Here is a 20,415-nt window from a genome sequence, read left to right as displayed (position 1 = left end):
TGTTGGACTCGCTCTTTTTGTAATCAGACCAGGGTCAGGGTCACGTCAATATTGCCTCGGGTCGCGTTGGAGTAGGGGCAAACCTGATGGGCTTTGTCGACCAGCTCTTTAGCCTGCTTTTTGTCCATGCCCGGGAGGTTGATCTTGAGTTCGACCTCAATACCAAAGCCGTTGGGGATGGGGCCAATTCCGACCGCACCTTCAATAGATGCGTCCTCAGGCATTTCGATTTTCTCCTGCCCGGCAACAAACTTCATGGCACCGATAAAGCACGCTGAGTAACCTGCGGCAAACAACTGTTCAGGATTCGTGCCTTTACCACCGGCGCCGCCCATATCTTTAGGGGTAGTGAGGGCGACATCAAGAACGCCGTCGGAAGAAATGGCCCGGCCATCACGGCCACCCGTTGCTTCTGCGTATGCGGTATAAACGACTTTTTCGACTGACATAATAAAGACTCCGTTCGATGTTGGTCTTGAGGATGGGTCCTGCTACTGAGTCATAACGCAGGCGTGTTACACGGGAAGGACCGTGTTAAATGATTCAGATTAACTTAACGCACAATAAATTAGTGCGCAAGACAAATGTTGAATTGAATGGTTATAAAGAGAACTTTTATAGAACTGCATCTAAAAAATAGGTGAAGTTTTCTCTATAAATATAGAAAATAAATCAATGAAAATATCGTGTTAAATTGATTTATTAAGGTTATCTCTTAAATCTGTTATCTGCCGTTTCAAAGCCATCAGCTGTTCAACTGATTGACCCGCCGAGCCGACAATACAGCTGGGAATCGCTTTCGCCTGCTCCCGAAGTCCCCAGCCTTTCTCGGTCACCGTCAACAATACACTTCGTTCATCCCGGTCACTGCGAGTGCGACGGACTAACCCCTCGGTCTCCAGACGTTTCAGCAACGGCGTCAATGAACCGGGATCGGTCAGTAACCGCGAACTGATCGTTCCTACCGTCAAACCGTCTTCTTCCCACAACACCAGCATAGCCAGGTATTGAGGGTAGGTGAGTCCGAGCTCCTTCAACAACGGCTTATAAACTTTGGTCATCAGCAATGAAGTGGAATATAAGGCAAAACATAGCTGGTTATCCAGCATCAGGTCTGAACAGCTGTCCCGATGGACCATAATAAAACTCCGAAATGAGCGTAGACGATGTTTACAAGTTATCGCGCTAAAGGCCGGGATGCCAAATACTGTTTGAGTTTAAAGGTCACGGAAATAAAAAGGAGCACCTATCAGGTGCCCCTATCAATTCAGGCCGATTCAAACCTCAGCAACTGCTCAGCCACATTTGCTGTCACCACATGAGAGACAGGTGGCACAGCCATCCATTACGATGACGGCTTTGGTGCTGCATTTTCCACACATGGTAGCGTTGGCAGGGTAATCACCGACAGTATCATCGTTGTTTGCGGTCGCTTTACTGGCTTCAAACTCTGCACGCTTCTCGGCGAGGATGCGCTTGGTAACCTCGCTCATTTCTTCACTCTCGATCAAACCGATGGCCTTCAGGTGCTTTTCGATCACCGCGCCAATTTCCGCTACCAGGGACGGCATGAATACACCGCCCTTTTTAAAATAGCCACCGTTGGGATCGTAGACGGACCGCAATTCTTCCACCAGGAAGGTAACATCACCACCTTTGCGAAACACCGCGGAAATAACCCGGGTAAGGGCAATAACCCACTGGAAGTGCTCCATGGATTTGGAGTTGATGAAGACCTCGTAAGGCTGACGGCTTTCGTGATCCGTGTCTTCGTTAAGCAGGATGTCATTGATGGTGATATACATCGCATGCTCGGCAATCGGCGGCTTGATCTTGTAGGTTGTGCCCAGCAGAAAATCTGGCCGTTCGATGTACTCATTCATTTTAATCGGCGAGGGCAGCGCCTCGATCGCGGTTGCGGGTGTTTCACTCGCTTTGTCGGCTTTGGTTACCCGGTAGCCGACAATTTTATTGCTGATTTTAACGGTCATGTTCGATGTCCTTTGTCGGGTTTCCGGTTTAATACTTTCCGTATGTGCCTTCTTTCAGGGCGTCAAACAGGTTAGCGGCATTGTGGATCTCGCCGTCATACTCCACCTGCTCATTACCCTTCAGAGTGACCTTGCTGCCATCGTCCAGAGTGAACTCATACAGCGTATTTTCCAGATCTGTTTCTTTCACCAGTACACCCTGAAAAGCTTCGGGGTTGAAGCGGAAGGTAGTGCAACCTTTCAGGCCCTGCTCGTAAGCGTACATATAAATGTTCTTGAAGGCAGGATAAGCGAAGTCCGTAGGCACATTGGCGGTTTTTGAGATAGAGGAGTCTACCCATTTTTGCGCAGCGGCCTGTATGTCCACATGCTGATCCGGAGACACATCATCAGAGGTCGTGAAGTACTCTGGCAGGCGTGTGCCTTCTTCAGTTGAAAAGGGCATCGCTCCGGAGTTCACCAGGTGACGATAGGCCAGCAGCTCATAGGAAAACACGTCAACTTTTTCCTTGGTTTTGCGACCTTCACGGATGATATTGCGGGCATAGTGATGCGAAAAACTTGGCTCAATACCATTGCTTGCATTGTTGGCCAGTGAGAGGCTGATAGTGCCTGTTGGAGCTATGGAGGTATGATGGGTAAAACGACCACCTTTCTCTGCCAGGGTGGCAACCAGTTCGGGCTCCACTTCAGCGATGCGCTCCATGTACCGACTGTATTTTGCGTGCAGTACCCGACCCTTCACCTTATCACCCAGTGCGTATCCATCTGCCTTCAATTTCGGGCACTTGGAAAGCATCTTTGGAGTGATTTCGAAGTCATCATTCATGATGGGCGCAGGGCCTTTTTCTTCCGCCAGAGCGAGAGACTGACGCCAGCCTTCGACCGCCATTTCCCGAACCACTTCTTCGGTGAAGGTTACCGACTCGTCAGAACCATAAGGCATACGAAGCATGGCCAGGGTAGATCCAAGACCCAGAATGCCCATGCCATGGCGACGCTTGTAATTGATTTCGTGGCGCTGTTCTTCCAGCGGCAGACCGTTTATCTCCACCACGTTATCCAGCATACGGGTGAAAATAGCCACAACCTTGCGATATTTCTCGTAGTTGAAGCTCGCCTTGTCAGTGAACGGTCTGTCTACGAAATTGGTCAGGTTGACGGAGCCCAGCAAACAACTGCCGTAAGGGGGTAGAGGCTGCTCACCACAAGGATTGGTGGCACGAATGTCTTCACAGAACCAGTTGTTGTTCATCTGGTTGACCTTGTCAATCAGGATGAAACCGGGCTCGGCATAGTCATAGGTGGCCGTCATGATGCTGTCCCAGATGAACTGGGCTTTCAGGGTGCGGTAGATACGGCAGGCGACTTTGCCTTCCTCGTTGGTGACATAACCTGTCTGAATCGGAAAGTCACGGTAGATAAACTCGCTGCCGTCAGTCAGATCGAGTTGTTCCTCGGCCACTTCCTTCTCGGTGACAGGAAAGGAAAGCTGCCAGTCACCGTCATTTTTAACAGCTTCAATGAAATCTTCAGTAATCAGCAGTGACAGGTTGAACTGGCGCAGGCGGCCGTCTTCTCGCTTGGCCTGAATAAAGTCCAGTACATCCGGGTGATGCACGTCGAAGGTCGCCATCTGGGCACCACGGCGGCCACCGGCAGAAGACACGGTAAAACACATACGATCAAAAATATCCATGAACGACAGCGGACCGGAGGTGGTTGCACCAGCGCCTGCAACATAAGCGCCCCGGGGCCGCAGCGTCGAGAACTCGTAACCGATGCCGCAACCGGCTTTCAGCGTCAGGCCTGCTTCATGGTTTTTCTCAAGGATATCGTTCATCGAATCATTCACACTGCCGGAAACCGTACAGTTAATGGTCGACGTAGCTGGTTTGTGAGCTTCTGCACCGGCATTGGAAATAATACGGCCAGCGGGAATGGCGCCATTTTTCAAAGCCCAGACAAACTCTTTCATATACTTGACGCGATCAGCCTTGGCTTCAACCAGTGATAACGCCGTGGCGACTCGCTCGTAGGTGGACTCTATAGTGGCGTCTACTGGTTCGCCGGTTTTGGTTTTCAGCTGGTATTTGCTGTTCCAGATATCCAGCGATGCGTCCTGCATGGGAATAGTTGTTGTCAATGCCTGTGCCTTAACGTTCATTGCCACCCTCGGAATTTCAGATGTTGCCGATGAATGATGCCGCTCTTGAGCCTGCGTCATCCTACTAGAATATGTTTTGTCCAGTGACCACTATATCTGGTGTTTCATAAAAAATTGGTCAACCCCGAAAGCCGTTCGGTTTGCGGCCTTTGAGCAGCCGGCGATAGATCACTGGAACGCTCGGGTAAAGCCGGTAAACGCGTTGTTATTATTCGGGCATTTTTCGCTAAAAACCCAATATATCGGCGTCGGTCGACTGAGTATAACAGGATATTGTGGTCTGTGAAGAAGGGGAGAACTATCAGTAAGGCCGGTTTCCGTATGGAAAATCAATTGAAATCCACTTGAAATATCCCTTGAGCCTGTCAGGACGGACGTTTCGGAAGATTGTAACGAAACACAACATATAGTTGCTCGGAATACTCCGCACTTTGTTCGTATCGGGGATGAACTGTGACCACCCGCACGTCTATTGCGCTACCCGGGTTAACAGCGTTACAGAGATGGGGTGGTGATATGATGCGCCCGAAAACCGTTGACAGCGTTCTGAAATAACGGAATAACCCCAATATTAGAAACCCAAAAAAAGCGAAGGAAGGTCCATGGACAGCAAAAACAAACTCCCTCTTGAAATGATCTATCACTGGGAAACGGCCCGGGCCGAGTCGGTCTATATGGTGCAACCGATGGGTGATGGTAAAGTCGAGGAATATACTTGGCGCCGTGCCGTAGGCGAAGCCCGTCGTATGGCCGCCTACCTGAAGTCCCTTGATCTGCCCGCTAATAGCCGGATTGGCATTATTTCCAAGAACTGTGCCCACTGGATTATGTCGGATTGGGCCATCTGGATGGCGGGTCATTTATCTGGCAGTAACGCCCACTACTTGCCAGGCAAAGGCGCTGAAAACCCCGCAGCTTGACTGGCGGGGTTTTTACTGGTGTTCGCTAACGCAAAAGCCGACGTTAGTCGCATAGGGAAAGCAGCGAGAGGCTACTAGACTGAGTTCAGAGGACAAAGAAATGATGACTCAGCTCGCTCGATTCAGAAAACGTATCAATGAGGTTATTCCTCTCACCCGGAGCCTCGCCGTTGAGCTGGTGGCCTATGATGGCCGACAGCTGTTAGTGAGTGCACCGCTGGAGCCGAACCATAACCATCAGGGCACCGCTTTCGGCGGCAGCCTTTATTCGGTAGCGGTTGTCTCGGCCTGGGGGCTGGTGGAGCTTCTGCTGGCGGATGCCGGGCTGACTGGCAACATTTTGATTCAGAGCGGTGAAATGGACTACCTTGAGCCCGTCGAGGGCGACTTTTACGCGCTCTGTACGTTGACCGATGAGAACCTCATGCGCCGCTTTCATAAAAGTCTTGCCCGGTACGGAAAAGGCAGGTTGAACCTGACGGCACAGATTTTTCGGGGAGAGGCCTCCCTTACGTCGGGCACCAAACCCCTGGCGGCGTTTCGGGGGCGTTTTGTGGTTCAGGAAGCACGTACGGACTTCTGCAAGCTCTGATTGCTATTTCGCAAGCTGTGCTGGTTTCAGTTAAAGCTTCTGGACTGGCCAATTGATCGGCTCATCAAAATGATGGGCACGATGCCTGCCAGTACAATAATCAACGCTGGCAAAGCACTTCGGCTGAGCATTTCATCGGAGGCAAACTGGTACACATAGGTCGCCAGAGTGTCGAAATTGAACGGGCGCAGTATCAGGGTGGCGGGCAATTCTTTCATACAATCCACGAAAACGACGAGTGCAGCAGTTAACAGAGTTCCCCGAAGGATCGGGAGATGTACATGGATCAACGTACCAGCGGGGCCCTGACCCAGTGATCGGGCTGCCATATCCATGCTCGGCGTCACTTTCTGCAGAGCACTTTCAATACTGCCTGCAGAGACCGCAAGAAAGCGCACCGTGTAAGCAAACACCAGCGCAAACGTAGTGCCGCTGAGTAACAGGCCCGTATCCAAGCCGAACCAATGCTCCATAAGCCCATCCAGCCAGTTATCAAAGCTGGCCATAGGCACGATCACACCCACCGCAAGTACTGCACCAGGCATGGCATAACCGAGGCTGGACAGCCTCATCAGGACCCGCATGCCGGGTGTATCGTGTAGTCGCCGACTGTAGGCGAGGGTAAGGCCAATAACCAGGGTCGTCATGGCAGCGGTTGCCGAGAGCAACAGACTGTTAAGGGCGTTGCTGAAAAATTCGGTGTTCCAGCTTTGCTCAAAATACTCCACTGCGTAATAGCCTAGTACCAGGCCCGGTATGACAAAGCCGAACACGACCGGAACTGCACATACTGTGATGCAAAGTGCTTTGCGGGCGGGAGTGAGTCGAAAACGGTGTACCGGTTGACGGTTGTCCCGGGCTGAGAATTGCTTCTGGCGACGGCGGGAATAACGCTCTAATGTCACCAGAATCAGAACGAACGAGAGCATGACCGTAGCAATCTGAGCTGCGCCCCCAAGGTTGCCGAGATTCATCCAGGTATCAAACAATCCTGCAGTGAGGGTCTGTACTGCAAAAAAATCAACGGTACCGAAATCGTTCAGGGTTTCCATCAAAACCAGTGACAACCCCACCGCAATTGCTGGGCGGGCAATCGGAAGTACCACCCTGAAAAAGGTACTCAGTGCCGAGTGTCCGAGACTGCGGCTGACTGCAAAAAGTGAAGGGGACTGCTCCAGAAATGCCGCGCGGGAAAGCAGGTAAACGTAGGGGTACAGCACCAGGCCGATCATCACAGTGGCGCCCCCAAGGCTTCTGATCTGAGGGAACCAGTAGTCCCGGGCGCTGGTCCAGCCAAACCAGTCCCGTAGGGCAATCTGAACCGGTCCCGCATAATCCAGCAGGTCTGTATAAACATAGGCGATGACGTAAGCGGGTACCGCAAAGGGTAGCAGCAGAGCCCATTCGAAAAAGCGGCGGCCGGGAAACTCGCAGACGGTCACAGCCCAGGCAGTAGACACGCCAAGAAACAGGGTAAGGAATGCAACGCCGAGCATCAGCCGAATGGTGTTATCGAGATACCGTGGCAGAGTAGTGTCTATCAGGTGGGGCCAGATGTTCTCTTCTGGGAACAGCGCCAGATAAAATACCGCGAATACAGGCAGGGCAACGATGAAGGTTGTCGCAAAGGCAGAAAACAACCAGCGGCGAGAGGTATGGCCTGCGAGTAGCGGCTGGTGAGTCTGATACTCGTTGGTATCCACTGCCTGGTTCATAGTGTTCCCGTCGGAGAATCAGAAGCGCGGCAAGTTTAAACAGGCGTGCCTTTAACTGCAACGAATTCGCCAGACGGGACACTGCGGTTCAGAGGCTCCTTAGTTGTCGTAGTCAACCCGGTCGACCATGCGAACGGCTGTGTTGCGGTTATCAGCAATTTCTTGTAGCGATAGGGAATCCGGGTTCAGATCACCCCAGCTTGCCACCATGCCGGAGGCTTCAACCGCTGGATTGGCAGGGTATTCGGTATTGGCTTCGGCGTAGATATGCTGGGCCTTTTGCTCTGACAGAAACTCCATAAGCTTAATGGCATTTTCGCGATTTGGAGCACTCTTGGTCAGCGCGACACCACTGATGTTGATGTGGGTTCCACGACCGTCAGAATTTGGGAAGACCATACGGGCTTTTTCCGCGGCCGGACGCTGGTTTTCATCTTCCAGCATGGCGCCGTAGTAGTAGCTGTTACCAATGGCTATATCACACACGCCCTCAGCAATCGCTTTAATCTGGTCTCGGTCACCACCCTGGGGTTTGCGGGCCAGATTATCTTTGACACCTTGAAGCCATTTCTCGGTTTCCTCTTCGCCATGATGCGCAATCATCGAAGAGATCAGTGCAATGTTGTACGGATGTTTTCCACTACGGGTACAGATACGGTCATTCCACTTATCATCTGCCAGTTGCTCGTAAGTGGTTATCTCGCCTTCGTCAACGCGATCTACAGAGGTATAGATCATCCGACCCCGGGTAGTAAGGGCGAACCATTTGCCCTCAGGATGACGAAGGTTTTCGGGGATGTTCTCTTCAAGTGTCGGGTTGCTCACGCTTGCGGTCAGATCTTTTTCAACCAGTTCGCTAAGACGCGAAATATCGACAGTCATGACCAGATCTGCAGGACTGTTGTCACCTTCGCGCTCAAGACGTTCGGAAAGACCGTTTTTTGCAAAAACCACGTTGGTCTCTACACCGGTTTCTTCGGTAAAGGCGTTCAATAGAGGTTCGAGTAGAAAAGCCTGACGGTAAGAATAGATGTTTACTTCGCCATCTGCGCTGGCACTGAGTGGTATCACGGAAAGCGCAAGTAACGCGCTTGCAGCAAACTTCATTTGCATAATCATCGTCCTGATCTGATAAATAAGAGGAAGTGAACCAACAGCTGTCTCACTCAAGGTCTAATCAATATCGAAAACACAAACCATTCTCATTAAAGTTAAATAAAGTGTCAATTATTCCAGGCCCGAATTTCAACTTTCTCAAACGGTGCTATGATCCCCTCGATTGGAGAAAACCGCAGAGAGTCCCGAGTTACCTGCTAAGGGCTTTAAAAATAAAGGCAGAACAGGCGAAACTGAATGAGCTCAGATAATCGTAGAGAGCATATCAGGACAGCGCTGAACGCAAAGGTCAGTGTTACGCATCCGGAAATTGGCTCCAAAATTTTCTCGACCCGGGATATTTCTGATGGAGGCATTTTTATCGTGGTAGAGGATGAGTTTGCTCCCCAGTTAGGCGATCGAGTGCAGGTGCAGGTGCAAGGGCTGCCAATTCCTGCACCGGTGCTGGAAATGGAGGTGGTTCGTAAAACCGTGGATGGGTTCGGACTTCAGTTTGCGGACTGTTAGGAAGCCCCGTCAGGCCTGATTGACCCGGGAAATTGCGGAGTATCCTTGTACTGGGTGAGTGTGACGACGATCACATTGCTACGTTTTGTTTCCTAATGACATCTTTGGTAACGCCCTGTCGCCAATCGGTTACCGTTGCATACGAAACTGTAATGGACTCTTTCTACCCTTCAGTCAAAATGGCATTCAGTGAATTCCATAAATGAGGTGTACCGTGGGCGTTCGTCAGAGAAGAGTGGCGGTTCGTGATCTGGAGGTGGGCATGTTCGTGTCTGATCTTGATCGTCCGTGGCACATGACCCCTTTTCCGATTCAGGGCTTTTACATACGCTCTGAGGATGAGATACGTTCATTGGTGTCCCATTGTAACTGGGTCGAGATCGACGTAGCTGAAGAGCGTGACTCAGCTGAATATGATGAAGCCAAAGCCCCGGTTTTTACCCGCCGGAACAGCAAACGCAAAGCTCAGGAAACGCTCCAGCTTCCGCCTCTTCATATCAAAAATCCGGTCCAACACCAGATCATCTCCACAATGAAAAAAGAGCTGAAGTTTGGTGAGCAGCTTCTCGGAGACGCCGAACGGGCAGTCGATCATGTAGCGGCAAGCGTTCGTGACGGCCGTATTCCCGACTTTGGTCCGCTGACCCGGGTGACCCGAAGCATGACATCAAGTGTTGTCCGTAATCCCGATGCGCTGCTCTGGCTGGCTCGCGTACGAGATCACGACGACTACACCTATCAGCATGCTCTCAATACTGCTGTCTGGGCGTTGGTGTGCGGACGTCATCTGGGGTTGAATGAGGGGTTGCTAAATCATCTTGCTATGGGTTGTCTGCTTGCACATGTGGGCAAAGCAGACTTGCCGAAGGAGCTCATAGTTAACGAGCATTGCCTGGACGTTGAACAGTTTGCGGAATTCAAAACCTATGTTGAGAGGGGTGCCTCCCGGCTTCAGGAAGCCGGCCTTTCCGGCGCCGTTGTCAGCATCGTTCGTGGCCACCGGGAGCGGCACAATGGTTCTGGCTTTCCGACCGCTTTAAAAGGAGATCGAATTCCCCTGCTGGCAAAAATTGCAGGCCTGGTTGATTACTATGAAACGCTGATTGAGCCCCGCCATGGTCATACGCCGCTAACGCCCGCTCAGGCGGTCAGCCAACTCTTTGAGCAACGTAACATTGAATTTCAGGAAGACCTGGTCGAGAAATTCATCCAGTCCGTTGGTATCTATCCTACCGGCACTTTGATCGAGCTAAACAGCGGCGAGCGGGGAGTGGTGGTTTCTCATTCCCCATCTCGCCGTCTGTGGCCCCGCATTATGGTGATGACGGACCCGCAGCAGCAGCCTCTGCGATCGGCGAAAGTGATCAACCTGGCCAGTTTAAACGAGGGTCGGGCACCCCAGGAAATGCTGCGCATTGAAGGCTGTTTGCCGTTTGGAACCGACGGGCTCAACCCGACCCAATTTGATGTGACCGGCAGCGAGTCCCGCTGGAGCCTAAAACGATTTATGGGAGGTTAGTCGATAATCACGTTGACCTGCTTTTTACCCAGCGGTAGTCTCCGCTGAGCTTGAAGTTAACGAGTATCCCGCCTTCTTCCCGCCCATTGCCATCGATAAAATATCCCACTTTTCCGGCCTGCCTGCCTCGCCGATCACGGCCTGCCTCTTGAATTTACGAGGTTCTGCCACAAACTATCGAGTTCACTTTTAACTAAGGAGCCTCTGATTAACTCCTGAATCGCTCTGAAAGCCCCGAAGGGCGCGCTCTGAAGGCTGCATCTGCGGCGTTGCGACTCTTGCCAAGGGCTACGGCCATTGGCGGCGAGCCGCGCCTTGCACCTACAGCCTTCAGAGCACGCAGAGGCGATTCAGGAGTTAATCAGAGGCTCCCTAACAGGCGGGGGCTGGCCAGGATCTATGGCGGGCGATTCCCGGAGCGGCTTTATGAGCAATGCGCTAGAAATCAACGGGCTGGTCAAAACCTATGGCGACGGGTTTGAAGCCCTCAAGGGGATTGATCTGCACGTGGCAAAGGGCGATTTTTTTGCCTTGCTGGGTCCGAACGGAGCAGGGAAATCAACCACCCTGGGCATTGTCTGTTCATTGGTGAACAAAACTTCCGGGAGCGTCAAAGTGTTCGGTCATGATATTGATACCGAACTCTCGGCCGCGAAACTCAATCTCGGTGTGGTGCCGCAGGAGTTTAATTTCAACCAGTTCGAAAAAGTTTTCGATATTGTGACTACGCAGGCAGGCTACTACGGTATTCCGCTCCCTAAAGCAAAAGTGTCTGCCGAACATTATCTGCGGAAACTGGGCCTTTGGGAAAAGCGTGATTCTCCGGCTCGTATGCTTTCCGGTGGCATGAAACGGCGGCTTATGATTGCCAGAGCCCTGGTACATGAGCCCAAACTGCTAATTCTGGATGAACCCACTGCCGGTGTGGATATCGAATTGCGGCGGTCAATGTGGACGTTTCTTGATGAAATGAACCGGCAGGGCACGACTATCATTCTCACGACCCATTATCTGGAAGAAGCCGAAGCCTTGTGTCGTAACATTGCCATTATTGATCATGGCAAAATTCTCAAACACACCAGCAAACGGGCGCTGTTACAACAACTGAGTGTTGAGACGTTTATCCTCGACACGGATCAGACGACCCCGGAAGCCCCCCGGCTACAAGGCTTTGTCACGCGCCTTAATGACGAAGGTGCGCTTGAAGTGGATGTCGAGAAATCCCAGGGCCTGAACGGTGTGTTCGTGGAGCTGGAGCGACTGGGCATCAAGGTTCTGAGTATGCGCACTAAGGCGAACCGGCTGGAAGAGCTCTTTCTTCGACTGGTCGAAGATAATGCACGCGACCGGAGGGCACCGGTATGAGCCCTCATGCTATGTTCACAGCCTTCGCGACTATCGTATTACGGGAAGTCCGCCGCTTTACCCGTATCTGGCCGCAAACATTGTTGCCGCCCGCTGTCACCATGACGTTGTATTTTGTGATTTTCGGCAACCTGATCGGATCGCGCATTGGCGATATGGGCGGCTTTAATTATATGTCGTTTATCGTGCCCGGCCTGATCATGATGTCGGTTATCACCAGTTCATACGCCAATGTCGTGTCTTCATTCTTCAGCATGAAGTTCCAGCGCAGTATCGAGGAGTTGCTGGTGTCTCCGGTGCCTAACAGCGTTATCCTGGTGGGTTACGTGGCTGGCGGCATGGCCCGCGGGCTGGGAGTTGGCCTGATCGTGACGCTGTTATCACTGGCATTTACCCGCCTTGAAATCCACAATTTACCTGTAATGATTCTGACGGTGTTCCTGACCTCGGCCTTGTTTTCCCTCGGCGGATTCATTAACGCGATGTTGGCCACCAAGTTTGATGACATATCCATCGTCCCCACTTTCATTCTGACCCCGCTGACGTACCTCGGGGGAGTGTTCTACTCGATCCAGCTGTTGCCGCAGTTCTGGCAGGCGGTTTCCATGGTAAATCCTATCCTTTATATGGTGAATGCGTTTCGCTATGGCATTCTGGGAGTATCCGACGTAAACGTGGGGGTGGCTCTGGGTATGATTGTTCTGTTTATTGCTATTCTGTCTGCGGTTTCCTTGCGAATGCTCAAGCGCGGGAAAGGGATCAGGCACTGAACCAGGAAGCCTTTATGGCCTTGCATGATGCTCCGCTGGGTAAAGCCAGCGAATACCCGGCCAGCTATAATCCGGACCTGTTGTTTCCGATACCGCGAGACGATAATCGGCGCCGTATCGGTTTTCAGGATGGCCGTTGGCCCTGGTTTGGGGAAGATCTCTGGCAGGCCTGGGAGTTGTCCTGGCTCCGCCCCAATGGGGTTCCAGCGGTGGCCTGGGCCGAAATTCGCGTGCCAGCGGCGTCGGCATCGCTGATCGAGTCGAAATCCCTCAAGTTGTATCTGAATTCCCTCAATCAGGTAGTGTTCTCTACGCCGGGGCAAGCAGCAGAAGTCATCGAGCGTGACCTTTCCAGTGCCAGCGGGTCAGCGGTTAGTGTCACGCTATATGATGTCGACCAGCCGATGGTGATTTCCGGTCGTCCTGACGGTTTTGAGCTGATCGATGATGAACCTATCGAGCGCGCGGGCTATACCTATTGCCCGGATGAGCTGCAGGCTGCTGGCGAAATAGTCACCGGGCGCCTGTGCTCCCATTTGCTGAAAAGCAACTGTCCGGTGACTGGTCAGCCAGACTGGGGCTCGCTACTGATCGAATACACCGGCTCCAGAATCTCCAGGGCAGGGTTGTTGCGGTATGTGGTGGGTTTTCGGCAACAGCAGGATTTCCATGAGCACTGCGTTGAGACGATGTTCAACGATCTAATGCAGCGTTGCGATCCTGAGCACCTGACCGTGTGTGCCCGTTATACAAGACGAGGCGGACTTGATATCAACCCCTGGCGCAGCACCTCTGCAGGTGAGGTGCCCAGCATGAGACTGATCAGGCAATAACGCAGGCATCTTACAGGATTGGCGGCAGAACCTCAGGCGTCTTCCTATCGCAGTCGGTCGGCAGCATCTTCAAGAGCGGAGAGGATAGCTTCCCGCTCTTTATCGGTTACCTTGTCGGAATCCAGATACATCGCAAAGCCGCTGTGTTCATGCTCCAGAAAGCTTCTGTTCGGTCCCAGATCACGCCTGAAATCGACCACTTCATAGATCGGAACCGGCCGCCCGAAGCCTTTTACGGTGATTTCACCTTTGTCTCGGCACATAATACGGTCTTTGATCAACGAATAGGTCTGGTAGGAAATCAGTATTTCGCCCGGTTCAGCGAGTGACTCCAGCCGACTGGCCAGATTTACTTCCTTGCCGATAATGGTGTAATCCATTCGGTTTTCGGCGCCAAAGTTCCCTACCGTTGTATAGCCGGTACTGATGCCCATGCGTATTTCGAGCGGTGTTTTGATACCCTGACTGCGCCACTTCTGACGCATGATTTTCATGTGTTTGCGCATGTCGATAGCCATGGAGACGCACGCGGAAGCATCCTCACGTTGACCGCGACTGGTGGGGTCGCCGAAGAAAATCATGATGGAGTCACCGACAAATTTGTCGATGGTGCCCCCGTACCTGAGGGCGACTTCCGACATCTCATTGAAATAATGATTGAGCAGTTCCGTCAGGGCTTCCGGCTCCATCTCCTCTGACAGTTCGGTGAAGCCTTTGATGTCGGAGAAAAAAATCACCAGTTTCTTGCGCTGGGTCTCCAGGCGCACGTCACGCTCACCGGTGAAAATGGATTGCCAGACTTGGGGAGAAAGGTATTTGGACAGCTTATGAGATAGGGCAACGGATTGTTCGCGCTGGTTCTGAATCTGGGTTTTCGCCATCATCAGAGCCCGGGCTTGTTGGTGGGCATAGAGGGCCGTCATACAGATGTACAGACCGGTGGCGAGTATGGAGACGATACTGAGTCCCAGCGGAGATTCGAACGACTCGGAAGGCCCGTTAATGCTCCAACCTATCGGTATGGCTATGATCAGCAGCAGAAGACCGAACAGCCATTGCCGAATGCCACCAACGATCAGACAACTGAACATCAGCATCAGAACAACGGCAATGCCGGGAACGGCGACCAACCCGATCAAGCCGACAAACGATCCACCGATGGCACAATCAACCAGCAGCATCTTTTGCCGGATACGCGGCGAGAGTCGAAGAAAAGTCCGTCGGGTCAGATAATAGACGACGTGGGGCCAGATAAATGCGCCAGCCACCAGCCAAGCCATCCAGGGAGCAAAGATGCCCTTGGATAGCCCGGTAATGATAATGGCAGCGGTGGCACTGTATGCGATAACTCTGCCCTTATAGTCGGGCATTGGTGGGATCGCGATTGGATTGTTCTGTGAGTCCATAACGATGGATTTGCTCACGGAAAGCGAGGCATTCATCATGCTGTTGCGAAGCCTGAACTCATGGACTTTCTACCGAGTGATTTGTTGTTTTGAGGTAGAGGCATATAAGACTAAAGGTTAACAGTATTACTACCTAGTCTCAATTTTAATGCAGGCCGGAAGATGATTCGCCCCATCGAACGGCTCGCCTGAATGATCAGGACCACTTATGACAGATCTAATTGATGCGATAATCAAGCGAACCTCCGAGCCGAGGTTGATCGCACCAGCCCCCAGCGGAGAGGTGTTGGAAAGGGTGTTTGAGTGTGCAGCCAGAGCACCTGACCACGCCTTGCTTCGACCTTGGCGTTATCTGGTTATCGAGGGGGAGGGAAGGACGGCACTGGGAGAACTGTTCGCCCAGGCTGCGGATAATGACGAAAACCCGCTGCCAGGGAAAAAAGAAAAACTCAAAAATTCCCCGTTGCGAGCCCCGATGATTATTGTGGGAATTGTTCGCCATACGCCTCACCCCAAGGTGCCTGACATTGAGCAGTACGCCTCTGCCGCTGTCGGCCTGGGTTACGTCCTGCTCGCGCTTCAATCTGCGGGGTTTGGCGCAATGTGGCGAACTGGCGCCGTTGCTTACCATCCGCAAGTCGCGAGTGGCCTGGGCTTAACTGAAAACGAGTCAATTGCCGGTTTTTTGTATGTTGGTACCGTTGACTCCCATAAACCCGAAGTTCCAAGAGCCGATACCGCAGAATTTGTGAGCCGTTGGCCGAATTCCTGATATTTACCAAAATAAGCGGATGATAAGAGTCGCCTGGCGCCAGGTTCAATCCTGCCTTCAGGTTCAACTCCGCTTCCAGGTTCAAAAGTGCCGTGGGAAAGTGATTGCCGCTTTTCCCGATGGTTGCCGCTTTGAACGATCTTGATCCTATCAACCACCCCCGTTTTCCCCGCCCCACACCCGAAAAACATCACTTTTTAAAAATTGGCATTGCTGTTGCTTCAGTCTGATTAACAACGCTTGGACCGGAACGTTTCAACCGCCAGGCAGGATCAGAGCTTTGGAGACCAACATGGCAATCACATTCGATAAAGCGCTCGGTATTCACGAACAGGCCCTTCATGCCCGGGTTAAAAGGGCGGAAGTGCAGGCCAACAACCTGGCGAACGCGGATACCCCTGGGTTCAAGGCACAGGATATTGATTTTCAGGCCATGCTCCAGCAGGCCCAGGTCTCCCAGGAGCTGAAAATGGCCGAGCCCCACAGCGGTCATATGGATCTGGGCGGCGGCGCTGACGGTGGCGAGCTTCTTTATCGCGTACCTCATCAACCATCGCTTGACGGTAACACCGTTGATGCCCAGCAGGAACAGAGCCGCTTCATGCGTAATGCCATGGAATACCAGGCCAGCTTCCAGTTTTTGAGCAGTAAGTTTTCCGGCCTGAGCAAAGCCATTAGCGGCGAGTAAGGCAAGCACATTAAAGTGAGACAGGAGCTTCATCATGTCACTTGGTAGCATTTTCGATATCGCCGGCTCAGGAATGACCGCCCAGTCCCTGCGTCTGAACACCACGGCTTCCAACATTGCCAATGCGGAAACCGCCAGTTCCAGCACGGATGCCACTTATCGCGCCCGCAAGCCAGTTTTTGCTGCCATTCAGCAAAGCATGGTGAACCCCTCGCCACAGGGTTTCGGTATGGGTCGCCAGGATGCCTCAGGCGCTGGTGTGAGTGTTGAAGGCATCGTTGAGAGTGATGCCGAGCTTCAGATGCGTTACCAGCCGGAGCATCCGGCTGCGAATGAAGACGGGTATGTGTTTTATCCCAACGTCAATGTGGTCGAGGAAATGGCAGACATGATGTCTTCGTCCCGTAGCTTCCAGATGAACGTGGATGTAATGAACACCGCCAAATCCATGATGCAGCGCATCCTGACCCTTGGGCAGCAGTAACAACGCATTGAGGAATAAGCCATGAGCACGGTGAACGGTACCGCAGCGTCGGATGTACTGAGCCAGTATCAGTTGAAGGGTCAGGAAGCTGGCAAGCAAGATGAACTCGGCAAGAACGAGTTTATGGAGTTGATGATCGCTCAGCTCAAGAATCAGAATCCACTTGAGCCACAGGATAACGGCGATTTCATTGCGCAGCTGGCTCAATTCAGCTCTCTTGAGGAAATGCAGACACTGTCGGGCAACGTCAACGATGTCGTCGGCGAGTTCCGTTCCACTCAGGCTCTCCAGGCTTCCGCCATGGTTGGTCGCAGTGTGCTGGTTCCTGCTGAGAACGGATTACTGGGTGCCGACGGGCAGATCAAGGGCGCTGTGAATGTACCGGCATCGACGTCGAACCTGCGGGTGTCGATAGTCAACCAGGCTGGCGAAATCGTTCGCCAGATAGAGATGGGGTCAAGTGAGCCCGGTCAAACCAGCTTTGTATGGGATGGTAAGGACGGTAATGGCACCACCATGCCAACCGGAACTTATGGGGTGATCGCGCAGGGGGCTTATCCATCCGGAACAGAACAACTTGCAACGGTAGTCAGTGCCAATGTGGACAGTGTCTCTCTTGGGCAGGCTGGCGGTATTACGTTGAATCTTGCAGGCATGGGCTCCATTGCTCTGTCTCAGGTTCAGCAGATCAATTAACCAGGTTAGAAGGCGAGGTGTGGGATGGCGTTTAATACAGGACTTAGCGGTTTACGCGCTGCATCGGTAGACCTGGATGTCACCGGTAATAATATAGCCAATGCGAGCACGGTAGGCTTCAAGAGCAGCCGGGCTCAGTTTGGCGATCTTTATGCCAATGGTTTTTTGAGTTCTGGCGCCAATCCAGTCGGGGATGGCGTTCGGGTTCAGGACGTGAAGCAGAGCTTCGGCCAGGGCAATATCAGCTTTACCGACAATGGTCTCGACCTTGCCATTAACGGCGATGGGTTTTTCGTACTGAATAACGGCGGTGAGGTAAGGTACTCACGGGCTGGCCAGTTCGCTATCGACAAGGATGGCTTTGTCACCAATAACCAGAACATGCGAGTGCAGGGTTTCCAGGCCAATGAAGACGGCGATCTGTCCGGTATCCGTGGCGATCTTCAGGTCGATGCTTCTAATCTGCCGCCTCGGCGGACCACCGATGTCCAGTCTGAGCTTAATCTGGATTCACGGGAAGGGGTACTGGAGGTTAGCGGTACGACGTTTCAGACCGTGCAGCCTGCTGTCAACACCACCGTTAACGCCCAGACCTTCACCATCGCGCTTGCTGATGGCACTAGCGCAAATATAGCCATTCCTGCAGGCAGCACGGCTAGAGATATAGCGGAGCTGCTGAATCAGCAGGATGACGTCAGTGCCTCTGCCCGCACAGAGTACGCCCTCCCGGTGGGCGAAATTCAGGCCGGGGAAACGGTGACTGTTCAGGGTACAGATTTCGACATTCCGGCGGGTGAAACCGATCCCATCGGCTGGCTGCAAGACGCTATTAACAATTCTCCGCTCAATTCGAGTGTCAATGCCACAATTACTCAGGATGCCGGTGGCAACCCAGAGTTTTTGCGGTTGATCGAGAGCCGGGGGAACAACCTGAGCGTGGCCTATCAAGCCGCCGCGGGTGCTGTTAACGACGTGCAGGTGGGCAGCTTTAACACCACGCTACCGGTTGATTCCACGCTGACCTCCGATGGTGCGCTGTTGGCTGGGGCCACCACAGACAGTTTCCGTACCAACACCTTTGACCCCAACGACCAGCGCAGCTACAACCACGCAACATCCTTTAACGTGTTCGACAGCCTGGGTAATTCCCATGAGCTGACCCAGTACTTTGTCAAAGAGCCTGTTTCTGGTGGTGGTAATGTCTGGGCGATGTACGTTCAGATTGATGGAGAAGATGTTGGCGACCCCCCAGCGGCCAACGGCGACCCATCAAGGGCCCGCTATGAGCTGCAATTCAACGTTGACGGTACACTCCAGAGTATTGATGGGGACCCCAGCGGCGAAGTTCTGATTTCGAATTGGACGCCGCTGGATTCAAACGGTGATCCTAACGGCGCCGATGGCCCGTTACTGACTGCCAACGGCGGTGCCACACCGGTACCAGAGCCGCCGACCAGTTCCAACTTTTCGATAAACCTTGATGAGACAACCCAGTTTGGCAGTGCGTTCGGGGTGACTGACCAACGTCAGAACGGCTATACCACCGGTCGACTGTCCGGTCTGGATGTATCGGATACCGGTGTCCTGTTTGCCCGCTATACCAATGGCCAGTCCGATACTTTGGGGCAGGTCGCCCTGGCGTCTTTCCGGAACACCGACGGCTTGGCGCCAGTAGGTGAAACAAGCTGGGTGGAAACCTTTGATTCCGGACAGCCGATTATAGGCCAGCCGGATACCGGCACCCTGGGTTCCATCAAGGCCAGTTCGGTGGAAGAATCCAACGTTGATCTCTCGGCTGAGCTGGTTAACCTGATCATCGCCCAGCGAAATTATCAGGCCAATGCTAAAACCATCGAAACCTCGGATGCCGTAACCCAGACCATCATCAACCTGCGTTAATCCGGTCGCCGGAGGTAGCGTTTGAAGCTGCCTCCGGCACCCCGCAAACCCTCTCAAATTGACGTCCAGGCGCCATGCGCTCACCGTAGTATCCACAAATAGTTCAATATTGCCGTTATGGCACAACTTCTGCATTACTTCCTGTATTAGTCAAAAATCCGGCAGGAGCTGTCCGATGGATAAGTCGATTTTTATTGGTATGTCCGGCGCCAAGCAAACCATGTTGTCGCAGCAGGCCCATGCCAACAACCTGGCCAACGTGACCACCACAGGGTTCAAACGTGATTTTGCCCAGGCCCGGAGTATGCCGGTATACGGCGAGCACTTTCCGACCCGGGCTTATGCCATGACGGAGCGTCCCGGCACCGATCTCAAGTCCGGCGCGCTTATTGAAACCGGTCGAGACCTGGATATTGCCATTAATGGTGAGGGCTGGATGGCGATCCAGAACGACAACGGTGAGGAGGTTTTTACCCGCGCTGGCAGCCTTCAGGTAGATGTTAATGGCCTGCTGCGAACAACCAGTGGCGAACCCGTTCTTGGCAATGGAGGCCCGGTTGCTCTGCCGCCTTATGAAAAGCTCCTGGTAGGCTCCGATGGCACCATTTCGATTATTCCGGTCGGTGGTCCGCCAGATCAGTTGGCAGAAATCGACCGCATCAAATTGGTTAACCCTCCTGCTGAAACTCTGGAGAAAGGCGAAGACGGCTTTATGCGCCGTAAACCGGACGCAGCGATTATAGGGCCGGAAGCGCCGGACGCCGATATCCGGGTCACTTCGGGCTTTCTGGAAAGCTCCAACGTAAACGCCGTTGAAGAGATGATTTCGAACCTGCAGCTGTCCCGACAATTCGAGATGCAGGTGAAAATTATGCAGACCGCCGAGGAGAATTCCGAGGCGACGGCACGGCTGTTGCAAAACCTTTAATTAAAGCAGGGAAAACCGACCTGATGGGTAAAAGCGGCAACGCTTCG

The 20,415-nt window shown here is 52.8% G+C and carries 20 protein-coding genes; 13 read left to right on the top strand and 7 right to left on the bottom strand.

All coding sequences use genetic code 11. The features are described 5' to 3' along the window. Positions 1–23: 23 nt before the first annotated feature. From WEB64_RS17025 to WEB64_RS17010, 4 genes are all read right to left on the bottom strand, one after another. Positions 24–449 carry an organic hydroperoxide resistance protein gene (locus WEB64_RS17025; protein WP_368057180.1) on the bottom strand — a complete coding sequence of 142 codons (426 nt, stop codon included), beginning with the start codon at positions 447–449 and terminating at the stop codon, positions 24–26. Positions 450–689: 240 nt separating this feature from the next. Further along, on the bottom strand, positions 690–1,139 hold the full coding sequence (locus WEB64_RS17020) for a MarR family winged helix-turn-helix transcriptional regulator (protein ID WP_368057182.1): 450 nt from the start codon (positions 1,137–1,139) through the stop codon (positions 690–692). 156 nt (positions 1,140–1,295) lie between these two features. Continuing rightward, positions 1,296–1,991, bottom strand: a complete 696-nt coding sequence (locus WEB64_RS17015) for an NrdJb (RefSeq protein WP_368057184.1) — start codon at positions 1,989–1,991, stop codon at positions 1,296–1,298. Positions 1,992–2,019: 28 nt separating this feature from the next. Further along, on the bottom strand, positions 2,020–4,158 hold the full coding sequence (locus tag WEB64_RS17010) for an adenosylcobalamin-dependent ribonucleoside-diphosphate reductase (protein WP_368057186.1): 2,139 nt from the start codon (positions 4,156–4,158) through the stop codon (positions 2,020–2,022). 602 nt (positions 4,159–4,760) lie between these two features. Here WEB64_RS17010 and WEB64_RS17005 point away from each other — a divergent pair. Together WEB64_RS17005 and WEB64_RS17000 are read left to right on the top strand one after the other, a co-directional pair. Then, a complete protein-coding gene (locus WEB64_RS17005; protein ID WP_368057187.1) occupies positions 4,761–5,078 on the top strand; it encodes an AMP-binding protein in 318 nt (105 codons plus the stop codon). A gap of 100 nt (positions 5,079–5,178) precedes the next feature. Continuing rightward, positions 5,179–5,670, top strand: coding sequence for a YiiD C-terminal domain-containing protein (locus tag WEB64_RS17000; RefSeq protein WP_368057189.1), 492 nt, complete (start codon positions 5,179–5,181; stop codon positions 5,668–5,670). A 26-nt stretch (positions 5,671–5,696) separates the two neighbouring features. Here WEB64_RS17000 and WEB64_RS16995 read toward each other — a convergent pair whose 3' ends face one another. Both WEB64_RS16995 and WEB64_RS16990 read right to left on the bottom strand, forming a co-directional pair. Further along, the gene (locus WEB64_RS16995; protein WP_368057191.1) at positions 5,697–7,385 is read right to left on the bottom strand and encodes an ABC transporter permease; all 1,689 of its coding nucleotides are present in this window, start codon (positions 7,383–7,385) and stop codon (positions 5,697–5,699) included. Between the two features lie 99 nt (positions 7,386–7,484). Then, the gene (locus tag WEB64_RS16990; protein WP_368057193.1) at positions 7,485–8,498 is read right to left on the bottom strand and encodes a Fe(3+) ABC transporter substrate-binding protein; all 1,014 of its coding nucleotides are present in this window, start codon (positions 8,496–8,498) and stop codon (positions 7,485–7,487) included. A gap of 240 nt (positions 8,499–8,738) precedes the next feature. Here WEB64_RS16990 and WEB64_RS16985 point away from each other — a divergent pair, with 240 nt between their 5' ends. From WEB64_RS16985 to queF, 5 genes are all read left to right on the top strand, one after another. Beyond that, entirely contained in the window at positions 8,739–9,008 is a 270-nt protein-coding gene (locus WEB64_RS16985; protein ID WP_368057195.1) for a PilZ domain-containing protein, read from the top strand. A gap of 202 nt (positions 9,009–9,210) precedes the next feature. After that, the gene (locus WEB64_RS16980; RefSeq protein ID WP_368057197.1) at positions 9,211–10,527 is read left to right on the top strand and encodes an HD-GYP domain-containing protein; all 1,317 of its coding nucleotides are present in this window, start codon (positions 9,211–9,213) and stop codon (positions 10,525–10,527) included. A 426-nt stretch (positions 10,528–10,953) separates the two neighbouring features. Beyond that, the gene (locus tag WEB64_RS16975) at positions 10,954–11,892 is read left to right on the top strand and encodes an ABC transporter ATP-binding protein (RefSeq protein ID WP_368057199.1); all 939 of its coding nucleotides are present in this window, start codon (positions 10,954–10,956) and stop codon (positions 11,890–11,892) included. Next, complete coding sequence (locus WEB64_RS16970) at positions 11,889–12,662, top strand: ABC transporter permease (RefSeq protein ID WP_368057201.1); 774 nt, start codon at positions 11,889–11,891, stop codon at positions 12,660–12,662. The genes WEB64_RS16975 and WEB64_RS16970 overlap by 4 nt, the downstream gene beginning before the upstream one ends. A gap of 14 nt (positions 12,663–12,676) precedes the next feature. Continuing rightward, a complete protein-coding gene (gene queF, locus WEB64_RS16965) occupies positions 12,677–13,495 on the top strand; it encodes an NADPH-dependent 7-cyano-7-deazaguanine reductase QueF (RefSeq protein WP_368057203.1) in 819 nt (272 codons plus the stop codon). A 44-nt stretch (positions 13,496–13,539) separates the two neighbouring features. On the opposite strand, the gene WEB64_RS16960 is transcribed toward queF, so the two are convergent. Continuing rightward, positions 13,540–14,937, bottom strand: coding sequence for an adenylate/guanylate cyclase domain-containing protein (locus WEB64_RS16960; RefSeq protein ID WP_368057367.1), 1,398 nt, complete (start codon positions 14,935–14,937; stop codon positions 13,540–13,542). A gap of 172 nt (positions 14,938–15,109) precedes the next feature. On the opposite strand from WEB64_RS16960, the gene WEB64_RS16955 reads away from it, so the two are divergent. The 6 genes from WEB64_RS16955 (at position 15,110) to WEB64_RS16930 (ending at position 20,368) form a co-directional block, all read left to right on the top strand. Then, complete coding sequence (locus WEB64_RS16955; protein ID WP_368057205.1) at positions 15,110–15,673, top strand: nitroreductase; 564 nt, start codon at positions 15,110–15,112, stop codon at positions 15,671–15,673. Positions 15,674–15,965: 292 nt separating this feature from the next. Beyond that, the gene (flgB, locus tag WEB64_RS16950; RefSeq protein WP_368057207.1) at positions 15,966–16,361 is read left to right on the top strand and encodes a flagellar basal body rod protein FlgB; all 396 of its coding nucleotides are present in this window, start codon (positions 15,966–15,968) and stop codon (positions 16,359–16,361) included. A 34-nt stretch (positions 16,362–16,395) separates the two neighbouring features. Then, positions 16,396–16,845, top strand: a complete 450-nt coding sequence (flgC, locus tag WEB64_RS16945; protein WP_368057209.1) for a flagellar basal body rod protein FlgC — start codon at positions 16,396–16,398, stop codon at positions 16,843–16,845. A 21-nt stretch (positions 16,846–16,866) separates the two neighbouring features. Beyond that, entirely contained in the window at positions 16,867–17,541 is a 675-nt protein-coding gene (locus WEB64_RS16940; RefSeq protein WP_368057211.1) for a flagellar hook assembly protein FlgD, read from the top strand. Positions 17,542–17,565: 24 nt separating this feature from the next. Then, positions 17,566–19,440 (top strand): flagellar hook-basal body complex protein, encoded by a 1,875-nt coding sequence (locus WEB64_RS16935; protein WP_368057213.1) that lies wholly within the window; start codon positions 17,566–17,568, stop codon positions 19,438–19,440. 175 nt (positions 19,441–19,615) lie between these two features. After that, a complete protein-coding gene (locus WEB64_RS16930; RefSeq protein WP_368057215.1) occupies positions 19,616–20,368 on the top strand; it encodes a flagellar basal body rod protein FlgF in 753 nt (250 codons plus the stop codon). The last annotated feature ends 47 nt before the right edge of the window (positions 20,369–20,415 follow it).

It is taken from the genome of Marinobacter sp. (assembly GCF_040882185.1).
Lineage (GTDB): Bacteria > Pseudomonadota > Gammaproteobacteria > Pseudomonadales > Oleiphilaceae > Marinobacter.
The sequence above is the reverse complement of the archived record's forward strand: the minus strand, read 5'-3'. Positions and strand labels throughout refer to the sequence as shown.

Bases quoted from the DNA above. Each gene is read 5' to 3' on its own strand.
- WEB64_RS16935 (WP_368057213.1), top strand. From the start codon at position 17,566: ATGGCGTTTAATACAGGACTTAGCGGTTTACGCGCTGCATCGGTAGAC.
- WEB64_RS16970 (WP_368057201.1), top strand. From the start codon at position 11,889: ATGAGCCCTCATGCTATGTTCACAGCCTTCGCGACTATCGTATTACGG.
- WEB64_RS17015 (WP_368057184.1), bottom strand. From the start codon at position 1,991: ATGACCGTTAAAATCAGCAATAAAATTGTCGGCTACCGGGTAACCAAA.
- WEB64_RS17025 (WP_368057180.1), bottom strand. From the start codon at position 449: ATGTCAGTCGAAAAAGTCGTTTATACCGCATACGCAGAAGCAACGGGT.
- WEB64_RS16940 (WP_368057211.1), top strand. From the start codon at position 16,867: ATGAGCACGGTGAACGGTACCGCAGCGTCGGATGTACTGAGCCAGTAT.
- WEB64_RS16995 (WP_368057191.1), bottom strand. From the start codon at position 7,385: ATGAACCAGGCAGTGGATACCAACGAGTATCAGACTCACCAGCCGCTA.
- WEB64_RS17000 (WP_368057189.1), top strand. From the start codon at position 5,179: ATGATGACTCAGCTCGCTCGATTCAGAAAACGTATCAATGAGGTTATT.
- WEB64_RS16930 (WP_368057215.1), top strand. From the start codon at position 19,616: ATGGATAAGTCGATTTTTATTGGTATGTCCGGCGCCAAGCAAACCATG.
- WEB64_RS17020 (WP_368057182.1), bottom strand. From the start codon at position 1,139: ATGGTCCATCGGGACAGCTGTTCAGACCTGATGCTGGATAACCAGCTA.
- queF (WP_368057203.1), top strand. From the start codon at position 12,677: ATGGCCTTGCATGATGCTCCGCTGGGTAAAGCCAGCGAATACCCGGCC.
- WEB64_RS16980 (WP_368057197.1), top strand. From the start codon at position 9,211: ATGAGGTGTACCGTGGGCGTTCGTCAGAGAAGAGTGGCGGTTCGTGAT.
- WEB64_RS16990 (WP_368057193.1), bottom strand. From the start codon at position 8,498: ATGCAAATGAAGTTTGCTGCAAGCGCGTTACTTGCGCTTTCCGTGATA.
- WEB64_RS16955 (WP_368057205.1), top strand. From the start codon at position 15,110: ATGACAGATCTAATTGATGCGATAATCAAGCGAACCTCCGAGCCGAGG.
- WEB64_RS16985 (WP_368057195.1), top strand. From the start codon at position 8,739: ATGAGCTCAGATAATCGTAGAGAGCATATCAGGACAGCGCTGAACGCA.
- flgB (WP_368057207.1), top strand. From the start codon at position 15,966: ATGGCAATCACATTCGATAAAGCGCTCGGTATTCACGAACAGGCCCTT.
- WEB64_RS17005 (WP_368057187.1), top strand. From the start codon at position 4,761: ATGGACAGCAAAAACAAACTCCCTCTTGAAATGATCTATCACTGGGAA.
- WEB64_RS17010 (WP_368057186.1), bottom strand. From the start codon at position 4,158: ATGAACGTTAAGGCACAGGCATTGACAACAACTATTCCCATGCAGGAC.
- WEB64_RS16975 (WP_368057199.1), top strand. From the start codon at position 10,954: ATGAGCAATGCGCTAGAAATCAACGGGCTGGTCAAAACCTATGGCGAC.
- flgC (WP_368057209.1), top strand. From the start codon at position 16,396: ATGTCACTTGGTAGCATTTTCGATATCGCCGGCTCAGGAATGACCGCC.
- WEB64_RS16960 (WP_368057367.1), bottom strand. From the start codon at position 14,937: ATGAATGCCTCGCTTTCCGTGAGCAAATCCATCGTTATGGACTCACAG.